This window comes from Paenibacillus sp. MAEPY2, from assembly GCF_000499205.1.
GTDB lineage: Bacteria > Bacillota > Bacilli > Paenibacillales > Paenibacillaceae > Paenibacillus > Paenibacillus vandeheii.
The window spans coordinates 1-10,334 of record NZ_AWUK01000090.1; the positions used below are offsets into that span (position 1 = coordinate 1).

Below are 10,334 nucleotides of genomic sequence, written 5' to 3' on the forward strand. Positions count from 1 at the left end.
ACTTGGTTTGACAATCTGTCATTTGTAAACGGTAATCTGTTTCAAATTAACAAATTCATTTGTTTTCACCAGGCATTGGGAGCAGTAGGTCTTATTGTTGCTTGACGAGCGAGGTGGGTCAGTGTATTTCGAAAAGCAAGTTGGGCATGAAAATACTCGCGAAGGAACCTTCCCTTTTTTGTTCCAGCGTCCCTTCTTTTTCATGATAGAATGTGAGGTTTTAAAAGACAATTCCTTACCCCCTAAGTTATATGCTATATTACCTTTAATATACAACAACAACTATTAATAGACCATTAATTAAAATTGTACAAATTGTACTGGCAAAATACCACCCAGATACTATGAATAGTATCTGTCATGGATAAATATAGTTTAAGGGAGGAATTTTGATGCCAAGCATGTATGGAAGATACATACGACCAATAAAAATCAATAATAAACCAGAAAAAATACTGACAAATGAATCAGTTCAAGACCAGATTGTTAAACGAGATCTGTACTCTCTATTAAATAAGAATTCAAGAAGTAAAATGCTCATGAATACTACAGCTAAGGTTTTTGAATGGATTGCAATAATAACTTTAAGTTTATTAATTTTATCAATCTTCGGTAACCTAATCTTCTCATGGTGGACTGGAAAAGAGACACCCAGTTATTTGGGTATAATTTTTGTTGTCATGTTCTTAGGCGGATTCGTTGGTCTTATTGGATCAGGTACTGCTTCAAATTTATTTGTGAAAAAGGAGTATATCGAACTCTCCTTTCTAGTTAAGTACTGGATCTTAAACTTCAACAAAGAAATACTCTTCTCTATCCAGTGTAGTGCTATCCATAAATACTTAAAGAATAATAGCAAGATGGATAAGAATTACATTGATTATCTTATTGCGTACTACACAGAACGAAGCGATAGCCTCCACAAATTGAGATGGTTGCCAGTTGCCATTTTCACAGCATTTTTATTCCCACTATGGAACATCTCATTGAATAAACTTTTTGCTGCTTCTAATTTAAGTACTGCAATAGGGATTATTTTAACTCTTATACTTGCAGCAACTATTATAGTCTGGCTATTTCGAAAAGTTATTGAACCAATAATTTTTTATAAGTCGATTAAATATCTTCAATTGGCGACGATTCTCCGGACAGTAAAAACCTTCTGATGCAACAAATGTAAGAAACCTCTGGGCTTAGCACCAGAGGTTTCGCTATTTCTCAGTCATTAAGTAAGAATAATTTAATCTGAATTATTCGAGTTTATCCGGATACTACATATGGTATGTTCAAACTTCGGAAGATTACTCATGAATTACGCAGAAACACGATTTATTATTCTGTATTTTTTTTTAATAATCCTTTGTCTATAGCCTTCTTACTCTCCCATAGCATTTGAGTAAGTAAGGGTATTTTGTTACTATGTATATCGACTATGCCCTGTTTACAAAATAGCATATGTTGGGTTACAGTATGATAGTAGCAGCTGTGGTGCCCTCTATGAAGGGAGGGGACAGACATTAGCAAGATTTTTTTAATTATATTTATTGTTTCGAATGGAGCAATATTTCTAACAACATTGTTGAACCTTGGTACAGCATCAATAAAATTTATTCATACCCTTCGCACATTCTTTTGTCGGAGTAAGTCTTCTTCTCGCAAAAAAAAGAAGCATTAACAGCTACCAACTGTTAAATGCTCATTTCTGACTTACTTAATGCATTACTGTTAGGACTACTTTTAGAGAGGGAATCCTAGCTGTAAATAAGAGTGGCACTACTTCTACTACTTTAATCTGTCTTTATGTAACGTTACTAGGGGTAACGTTACTCATAACGTTATGGCAATTATAGCACCACTATATAACATATACAATGTATATGCAACCTTGGGTTAATAATGAAATAATTCTGAACGATCAGTTACATTTCTTGAACGAAATCGCTCTATACACTAATTTTAATGAGAAGACTCGCTACATTATAATGCCAGTCTTCATTGTAGTTGGTATAAATGCCTCTAAGTAACCATAGACAATTCACCCAATCCACTGATTACATCAATTAATTTTGAAGTAATAAATCAACAACCCCTGCTAAACCAAAAAGTACTAACAAGATAACAGCGAGTAAAGGTATCCCAATTGCTACAAGACTCTCTAGTTCGTTCTTTTCATTCACTCTCATCTTCTTAAGATATAATCCGATCATACGTTCATAGGCTTTACTTTTAATAAATCGGTAACCTACAAACATAACTATAGCTAGAAGAAGACCTTATAACATCAAAGTATTCGTGAATTGACTGACTTTTTCTAGATTTCCATTGAGGTTTTCCATAGATCCTCCATATCTTTAAGATATACATATAAATTTTTTATACATTCAAGGGCAATTTTCTTTTTCCAGGGTTCATGACACAACGAAGAACAGGATATTTTTTGCGTTTCCATGCCTCTACCTTATAGAAAGTAACAATAAAACAAGTGACTCTATAGAATAGCGCTTGTAGCAAATTTGCCGGTCGGATCTCTATCGGAAAATTTAACCTTTGTGCAAGTTCATCAAGACGGTGTTTGTCGAAATGATTGGTATAGAAGAGTACACTAACATCCATCTTCGAAGCAATTCGTCGAATTCTGGCAACTCTTATAGCTATCGTATTCCAATCTGTGAGGGATCCAATATGAAACTCTAAATTATTAAATAACCGATTGTACCATATTCCGTGTCCGTACTTTTTACTCGAAATAATCACCTCAACCGAAGGATAAATCATTGCTAAGGCAATCATAAGAATGATAGGGATAGCGGTACCGAGATAATTAGCAAGTGAAGCAAAATATGCAGCAACAAAAAACATAATTACTGTAATTAACACTGCAAATTCTAAAAGCTGCATTCTTATTTTATTCATCTAGGTTCTTCTCCTCAGTTTTTTTTGAGTTGTAGCTTTCGTAAACTGAATTCACCAAGTCTTTAAGTCGTTCTGATTCTTTTCTTCCTCCCCCTATGTACTGGCACTTCATAATATTGAACACCAAACCATCATTATAAAATACATGTACATCTTCTTCTTTAGTGTAGTAATTGTATTTGCCAACTACATAATAGAAGAAATCATCACCTTTGCATTTGAAAGCAAGGGCATTTCCATCCGTGGGTTGACTAGCTTTGTAGATATTATATTTGGCCCCCATATCTTTAAAATTATCAATGATAACATGGAAGACAGCAAAAAAGTCTATTGTGGACATTAAATCTGTTACAATATGCTTGACATCTACTAAATGATTCTCATTTAAGTAGGTTAAGTACTTGAAGTGTATACTAGTCGACCACTCGAACGGTCTGCTCATTTCTTCGGCATACTCCATCTGAATTGCCCAGTTATTTGCATGAATCCAGGTGCAATCGTTTTCCTCTTTAAATTCAATAGCCTTCCGAAAAGTTTCGAGTGCCCTTTTATCAAAACGCTCATTATTGCTCATTAAATTCAACTTCTGAAGCTCACTCCGAAAATTATCGACCGTACCTCTCCTTTGATCTGTTAATTCCATAACATCATTTACGGTAAACATTATAATCCCCCTTGTTAAATATTTACTATAGTCTGATTCTACTACAATCAGACTATATGTACAATCAAAAAGATACCCCAACATTAAATGAAGGGGTGAACGCCGGAATAAATTCTATTAGATGGACTAATCAGATTATTTGACCTAATTCAGGAAATCTACCAGAGATAATATCCAGTTAACTCTCATTGATGCGATTTATGTAATTTTTATAGTGTTGATTTATCACTTCATCTAATCGTTCGGATTGCTTAATAACTAAAGGGTGTGCAAGCCCATAAACGTTTACTAATTTAAGTAGACACTCTCTTTCTTGTTCCAAAGTGCTCATGTCTGAACTTTTAATCATAATGATTCACCTCAATATATATCCTAGCGGTTTCTGCTCAAATTGTAGACTTAACCACATGAACAAAATTCAAAATAAAAAGTCTCCATTACAATGGAGACTTACGTAGGCCACTAATCTTCTACCAACCACCTTCACCGTGTGAAGAGGTTGTTGCTATAGTGTTCGGAGAAACGGGAACAGCAGGTTTAGTAGAATCCGTATTTGCAGATATCTGGTTTAATGGACTGAATACCAGGATTGCCAGAGCCACAAATGCTGAAACTAGTACCGATTGTCTTTTCATCTGTTTAATTGAACCTCCCTTAAAATTGCTTTGTACCTATGGAGATGCTCTTCTGTTGCTGAATCCCTTATTTCATCAAATAAACATAAGCATCTTACCATACAAGCATCATTTTTGATCTTAGCAGAGATTGCCAAACTATCTAGTATAAAGAGAATTCCAACCTTTGGGCGTAAACTCTTTGAGAAATACTCCCCTATGTCGGCTAGGAAAATTACAAACCGGTCATTGATAATCTGTGAAGAATACGACCCTACTTTACATTGTGAAACCACCTGAGATTGGATGGTTTCATCAAACCGTTCAAGTATATGATCAATGTTCACGTCATATCTCAGAGCAGCCTTAACTATCTTAAAAAGTGCACGCAATATTTCACTCTCGTTAGTTGCCAGGGATTCCACATAATCATCAATTAGATCAGTTTCACCTGACATCAACCTATAAAGAGTTTTGTTAGCGGTAGCCCATAATAGAAATTGTTTTTTTGTTTGCTCAGCAACTGCATCACTTTCTATAATCCAATCATGATTTTCGTACCTTGCAACATGTTGTAAGGCTTGTTCGTACTCTTGTTTCTCTTCAGCAATAGCCCCAAGAATTAAATGTGAGTATAGAATATAGCCAAAGAGGGGTTTTTGTGGAGTTGCTTCACTTCGGTCTTGTCGCTTGCGATTATGATTTTGCTCATACTGAATTTTCGCAATTCTCCCCATTTCGCCACCAAGACTCATTGCTTTGTCCCAACGTCTAAGTGACAAATACAGATTCGCTAGATCCTTTAGTGCATCTAACTGTTCGGTTTCACTCAGTCTTGTAACAAACGGTTCAAAAATCAAGGCACGCTCTAAATTTAGGTCTTGGTCATCATTTAAAGTAGACTTAAAAATTCTGTATTGGCATATAGCCAGTCGCTCTGCATGTTGATATCGCTCCCCCTCAGAGACTTTCTTGTAAATAATTAATGCAACAGATTTATTCCCTTCTGCGTGTAACATTTCTGCAAAATCAAAAAGCGAAGAGATATAATATGCTTTTTCCAGCATCAGATCAACAACTTGCTCAACACATGCGAGTTTATTCAATTCCGCGCATCGTGCGATGAATGGTCTTAATCTTCTCCAATCCGTTGAGGGATCGTGCATCAGCTCTTCAACATAGAGGTCATAGTAAGCCCCTTCTTCTAATCCCATAGTTGAAGTCAATTTGTCGAGGGTTCTGATCGGCATAGGTTTCGATCCATTAATGATTCTACTCAAGGTACCTGAATTAATTCCGGATTTCTCAGCAAAATGATAAATAAGTAGTTTATTCTGATCTATGTAGTGTAGCAATTCTGTTCGGATCGTCTTTACATTATTTGATTCCAAGTGAGATTCCACCTCCACAGATAATAAACCATTTTTTATATGTTTTTCTCTTTATAAGTAATACTATGGATTAATCTACCATAGGTCAATGCCTTTTATGCGAAATTCCTGATTCTTTTAAATTTAGCAGGACAGCGAACTGATCTTCAATTTTTATAACATGCTCGGTACCCCTAACAAAACAATGTACTATGAAATTTGAAATAAAAAGCAAATAGACCAGGCTAAGTAGCTGGTCTAATACATACATTGATGATTAGCTGTCCCAGTATATGGTGTTAATCTTCATTTGATATATTTAAAGTATTTGAATCATTGTTACTGAGCCTGTAGGCTTCTTCAAACAGTTTGCGTTTGCGTCTTGGCAAGTCTATTTCAACAGCATTGTGCAATAGGATGATATAGTTCCCTATCGTATTCTCACTAGCAAACACTTTAGACACATAGTTCATGTTAATGATGTTAGACTGATTAGGCATAAAAAAGCTGCTTGAGCACTGACTCATGATATATTTGAGTGAGCTGGTAGATATGATCTCATCTTCACTGCCTTCAGCATAAATGATAGTCCGATGCTCCCCTTTAAGCTTACTTGCGTAAATAAGATTATGCTCGTTCACATAGATGGTTTTGTAACTCGATTTCAAATTTATGATTCTACCTGGCGATCCATGTGTAATGCTCAGGTCTCTATCCAATGTCATTCTAACCTTATCTACGGCTTCAGTCATACGAACTAAATTCACAGGTTTATTCAAAAAATCAAGACAATTTAGCTGGAGCCCTGCTAGCATTAACTCTGTATTCAATTCATCAGCCATGATGATCAAATAGGGTTTAACTCCATAATCAATTAGTCTTTCATATGCAATCAATCCTGGAGTTCCATTAAGATCATTTTTCAAAAATACAATATCTGGATTGTAACGGATACAATCGTCAATAAGCCATTCGCCGGACGCGACGGTGCTTAGAATGCTAATCCCTATCCTATTTGCGTAAATCACCATTTGTTCACGATTTTCAATGTTATCTTCAGCAATAATTGCGGTCAATATTTTGTTTGGCACGTGGACTTCCCCCTATTCCTGTTTAATTCGCTGTTATTCGACAAATTTTTCTCCACATAAGGTCAACCTTCGTCCAAATATGCCATATCATACTAATGACCCATTCATGCGGTATAATCGTACTAAAAGTAGTACATTTTCACTACAAAAAATAAAATTCACACACTATCCACGGAGGGCAATATATGAAAAGCAGAGAAGTAATGATTTTGGTCGAAGAAGACTATTCTTCTAAGAACGTCAGCGCATACGCTCCAGAGTTTCGGTTGAGCGTTGTTGGAGATACAGAGACGGAAGTCCTTGAAAATATAAAGGAACTAATCAACTTAGAATTGGACAAATCAGTGAACCTGAAGAGATTCTCTTCTAAATTTGTTTCTATTCCATTGGAATCCACCCTGCCATTAACAGCAGTATAGATGCCTCTTGTAAAAATCAGCTCCCGGCCGCCAATGTACATGGGGAGCTGATTTTTTGCAATAAAAAAGGGCCTCTCTGAAGAGATCAGCCCATTCCACCGGTTTAAAGTCAATTGATTTTCAACTTCGGTAACCAGGCTGTCATAGTTCCAACAGGAACATTAGACCCTCGGCTTTGCGTCCTCACTTTTCAGTAAGTTTGCCATTTATCGTACAATTCATTGTATAACATCTTTATTTTTTAGCCAAGTTATCTCAAATCCATGAGGGAAATATCGTGAACATTTTTTCACTGTATTATGAATAAAAATTTGTAGTTATCCACGCTTTCCCATAGATAGTATCTACTTTGTTACGTGAACGATCCGGATATAGTAATTTACCGCAGTATTTGCAGTTCAATTTAGTTAATTCATCTCTTAAAGTAGAGACATACCTGGCGCTGCAGTCACACTGAACTTTGTATGAGACTTTAGTTATAGCAACTACGTCCAATTTTGATTCATTTTGTTGAAAAGTTTTTGTTTCTTCGACTACTTCTTTATTTGGTTCTAAGGTATTACCAAGCTCACTATTCTTCTTAATTTTAAATACAGAAACAAGTTTGGGATTCAAACCTCTGATATATCCACCTTCTGTGGTGATATATTTACGACCATCCTTATAATGTTTGAGCCATTCCTTTTGTTGAGCACTGTTCAGTTCTATGTTTCCGGTAACCCCACTATGGAGTGTATAAATCATTGTTTCGGTACTTTTCTCACTATCAGTACTCCGCGTATTGTTGTCATTGAACATATGTAGGACCGTTCCCCTTCAATTTTCTTTAAGTTACAAACAATATAGAGTTAGCTGAATCGAATATTGATCTTAGTAAATCAGTTTGATATGTTATTTCTCTTTATTATCTGAAAAGTCCTTAAATAGTCCTATGACATCTGTTGCTAGGAAGAGTGGGAGCAATACGACCATTATTGCAGGATTAGTAAGAAGCGCAATACCGAACAGGACAACAGCAGCTGCACCAATAATATTTTTAGTCGTTTGAACAGCAGCCTTAACACCAGTAACCGTTAATTCCCCGCTCTTTTTAACTTTAGCATCAATTTCATTTATAAAAAGCTGTACCTTCTCTGGTATTGTAATTCCCATCTCAACTGCTTTTTCAACTACGTTGCCCTTTAGAATAACATAAGTTATGGCAGTAGTTAATGACTCAACAGATCGCGTAGGCATACTTCTGAGATAGTTCATTCGTTCTTCTTCTGTTTTTAGAAATAGCAGGGCTCGAACTGGCTTAGGAAATTGAAATTTTGACTTCACGCTTTGCAATGCATTTTTCCATTGAAATTTTGGTGCGGGGGAGTCAATACTATCATTTAACTCATCTTTACTTACAGTAATAAGGTTCCCATCTCCTAAATCAACTGTGTAGCCATCTTCAGTTTTCACTACCGTATACTCACTCATTAGATTCCTCCTGTTGATCAAATTATATCTATTTTTCATAGTGTTGTACTACAATCTATCTAAAGACCGATATTTTGAGCAGCATTCTCGGTAAATAAAGAACCCATCCGAATATATCTTCTAACCATAGCATCTGAAGCATGACGTGTTTGTTCTTTTATCGACCTTTCACTTTTACCAAGCATAGCAGCTGAGGTGGCAAAACCTGAACGTATACTGTGGCCGGCATAAAGTGCTGGGTCCAATCCTACAGCAGCTACATACTTCTTAATTATCAGTGCTACGGCCTTGTCAGAGAGTCTCTTTTTTGAAACATGGCTATGTTTATTAACAGGCCTGAATATTGCTCCATCAGTGATACCTGATTGTTTTATCCATTCATTATAACTACGGACCGGACAAGTCTCTAAACGTGAACCATATGGAATACCAATGAATTCACCTTTCCCCTCCTGGTCTGCTTTCGATTTTGCGATCCGCATAATCATCCCTTCAGGAGTAATTCGGATGTCCTTCACATCAAAATTCACTAATTCGGACCTTCTGTATGCCCCACTAAAGCCGATTAATAGCAGAGCCCTATCGCGATAACCTATCATTCTATTCTCCGGAACATGCTGTAGTATCTCTTTTAATGTGTCAACTGTGATTGGATTCTTTCCTACTTCTGCAGAACCATGAATTCTTTTAATTCCGGACCATATCGTTTTGATATGAATAGTATTAGGCGATTCTAGTTTCTTCATTATATGTGCTCGAGATATTGAGGAGATCCTACGTTGAATCGTACTAACTTTATACCCGGAAGCTGCTAAGCTTGTTAAATAGTATCCATAAGCTTCATCGGTGGTTGGCAAGTAGGGTTGCTCATACTTGATACACCATGATTTAAAATGTGCCCAATCACTTTTGTAAGATATAACTGTATTGTCCGCTTTTGATTTGGACATATAGTGTTTACTCTGTTCTAAAAGAAGCTCCAGGTTTATCTGGGGGTTTTCTATTTCAGTAGCATCGAATTTTATAAGTGCCAAATTCAACCACCTCCTATTTAGGACTCATTTTAACCCATCTTGCTTTTGAAAATATTTGAAATATAAATTCTTCTTAAATTCATCAACCCCGTTTTCCAAATCCATCAGCCGTGCATGTAAGTTATTTATCTCAAATTCGGCTTTTTCTAGACGAATCTGCACAAACATTCTTCCAATCTCTTTTTCTTTTTCTTCTATATAAAGAAGCTCATCTTCAGACATTAAATTAATATTCAAATAAGCAGAAACACTAGCCTGAATTTTCTCTATTTTCAACTCATTACTGATTACTGCTCTGTGGTTACCACCACTGCAAACTACGTGATGCTCAGTATCCGGAAGAAGTACAAGGTGCAACCCTTGAGGGGTTGGATCCTTCCACCCATGCTTATTAACTTTATTTCGAAGACTCACTAATTTTGATTCTACTGGAATTCGTGATAAAGCGATAATGGACTTTGGATCAATCGTTCTCATTCCTAATTCAATGGACATGTACAATCCGCTTTTCTCATATTCTTCAATTATCGAATCTGATGATTTCCAGTTTTCATACATGTAGAGTATCTCAACTCCTTTTTGTAATATTGAACATTAAAATGTATATATCTCATTACAAGTAAATTCGGCATACAAATGTTAAATATCGATACAAAGTTAATCATGTTCAATAGAATTGACATATTTAATATTATGTAAAGTATCCCTAAAAGGGTAAGTTAGTTAACTCTCGTAAGTTCCAATACATTTAAATTATAG

Annotated in this window: 11 protein-coding genes and 1 riboswitch; of the genes, 2 read left to right on the forward strand and 9 right to left on the reverse strand. The window is 35.8% G+C overall.

Annotated features, from left to right (window positions below):
* Positions 1 to 392: 392 nt before the first annotated feature.
* Positions 393 to 1,166, forward strand: a complete 774-nt coding sequence (locus tag P364_RS0134340; protein WP_024634470.1) for a hypothetical protein — start codon at positions 393 to 395, stop codon at positions 1,164 to 1,166.
* Positions 1,167 to 2,373: 1,207 nt separating this feature from the next.
* Here P364_RS0134340 and P364_RS0134345 read toward each other — a convergent pair.
* The 5 genes from P364_RS0134345 to P364_RS0134360 all read right to left on the reverse strand — a co-directional run bounded on the left by P364_RS0134345 (position 2,374) and on the right by P364_RS0134360 (position 6,652).
* Positions 2,374 to 2,913 (reverse strand): hypothetical protein, encoded by a 540-nt coding sequence (locus P364_RS0134345; RefSeq protein ID WP_024634471.1) that lies wholly within the window; start codon positions 2,911 to 2,913, stop codon positions 2,374 to 2,376.
* Positions 2,906 to 3,577 carry a hypothetical protein gene (locus tag P364_RS0134350; protein WP_024634472.1) on the reverse strand — a complete coding sequence of 224 codons (672 nt, stop codon included), beginning with the start codon at positions 3,575 to 3,577 and terminating at the stop codon, positions 2,906 to 2,908. The genes P364_RS0134345 and P364_RS0134350 overlap by 8 nt, the downstream gene beginning before the upstream one ends.
* 178 nt (positions 3,578 to 3,755) lie before the next feature.
* Entirely contained in the window at positions 3,756 to 3,926 is a 171-nt protein-coding gene (locus P364_RS38855; protein ID WP_081718285.1) for an aspartyl-phosphate phosphatase Spo0E family protein, read from the reverse strand.
* Between the two features lie 282 nt (positions 3,927 to 4,208).
* Positions 4,209 to 5,582: a hypothetical protein gene (locus P364_RS0134355; RefSeq protein WP_036665681.1), complete on the reverse strand. Its 1,374-nt coding sequence runs from the start codon at positions 5,580 to 5,582 to the stop codon at positions 4,209 to 4,211.
* 278 nt (positions 5,583 to 5,860) lie between these two features.
* Positions 5,861 to 6,652 carry a LytR/AlgR family response regulator transcription factor gene (locus P364_RS0134360; protein WP_024634473.1) on the reverse strand — a complete coding sequence of 264 codons (792 nt, stop codon included), beginning with the start codon at positions 6,650 to 6,652 and terminating at the stop codon, positions 5,861 to 5,863.
* A 185-nt stretch (positions 6,653 to 6,837) separates the two neighbouring features.
* Here P364_RS0134360 and P364_RS0134365 point away from each other — a divergent pair, with 185 nt between their 5' ends.
* Positions 6,838 to 7,071, forward strand: coding sequence for a hypothetical protein (locus tag P364_RS0134365; RefSeq protein ID WP_024634474.1), 234 nt, complete (start codon positions 6,838 to 6,840; stop codon positions 7,069 to 7,071).
* 125 nt (positions 7,072 to 7,196) lie between these two features.
* Positions 7,197 to 7,285, reverse strand: a riboswitch (cyclic di-GMP riboswitch).
* A gap of 83 nt (positions 7,286 to 7,368) precedes the next feature.
* Here P364_RS0134365 and P364_RS0134370 read toward each other — a convergent pair.
* The 4 genes from P364_RS0134370 to P364_RS0134385 all read right to left on the reverse strand — a co-directional run bounded on the left by P364_RS0134370 (position 7,369) and on the right by P364_RS0134385 (position 10,133).
* Complete coding sequence (locus tag P364_RS0134370) at positions 7,369 to 7,869, reverse strand: hypothetical protein (protein ID WP_024634475.1); 501 nt, start codon at positions 7,867 to 7,869, stop codon at positions 7,369 to 7,371.
* A gap of 93 nt (positions 7,870 to 7,962) precedes the next feature.
* Complete coding sequence (locus P364_RS0134375; protein WP_024634476.1) at positions 7,963 to 8,541, reverse strand: hypothetical protein; 579 nt, start codon at positions 8,539 to 8,541, stop codon at positions 7,963 to 7,965.
* A gap of 59 nt (positions 8,542 to 8,600) precedes the next feature.
* Positions 8,601 to 9,575 (reverse strand): site-specific integrase, encoded by a 975-nt coding sequence (locus P364_RS0134380; RefSeq protein ID WP_236642266.1) that lies wholly within the window; start codon positions 9,573 to 9,575, stop codon positions 8,601 to 8,603.
* A 24-nt stretch (positions 9,576 to 9,599) separates the two neighbouring features.
* Positions 9,600 to 10,133: a hypothetical protein gene (locus P364_RS0134385; protein ID WP_024634478.1), complete on the reverse strand. Its 534-nt coding sequence runs from the start codon at positions 10,131 to 10,133 to the stop codon at positions 9,600 to 9,602.
* Between the last annotated feature and the right edge of the window lie 201 nt (positions 10,134 to 10,334).

What these genes read in the sequence shown, in the direction of transcription:
- P364_RS0134340 (WP_024634470.1), top strand. Translation starts at nt 393, where the DNA reads ATGCCAAGCATGTATGGAAGATACATACGACCAATAAAAATCAATAAT.
- P364_RS0134345 (WP_024634471.1), bottom strand. Translation starts at nt 2,913, where the DNA reads ATGAATAAAATAAGAATGCAGCTTTTAGAATTTGCAGTGTTAATTACA.
- P364_RS0134350 (WP_024634472.1), bottom strand. Translation starts at nt 3,577, where the DNA reads ATGTTTACCGTAAATGATGTTATGGAATTAACAGATCAAAGGAGAGGT.
- P364_RS38855 (WP_081718285.1), bottom strand. Translation starts at nt 3,926, where the DNA reads ATGATTAAAAGTTCAGACATGAGCACTTTGGAACAAGAAAGAGAGTGT.
- P364_RS0134365 (WP_024634474.1), top strand. Translation starts at nt 6,838, where the DNA reads ATGAAAAGCAGAGAAGTAATGATTTTGGTCGAAGAAGACTATTCTTCT.
- P364_RS0134370 (WP_024634475.1), bottom strand. Translation starts at nt 7,869, where the DNA reads ATGTTCAATGACAACAATACGCGGAGTACTGATAGTGAGAAAAGTACC.
- P364_RS0134375 (WP_024634476.1), bottom strand. Translation starts at nt 8,541, where the DNA reads ATGAGTGAGTATACGGTAGTGAAAACTGAAGATGGCTACACAGTTGAT.
- P364_RS0134385 (WP_024634478.1), bottom strand. Translation starts at nt 10,133, where the DNA reads ATGTATGAAAACTGGAAATCATCAGATTCGATAATTGAAGAATATGAG.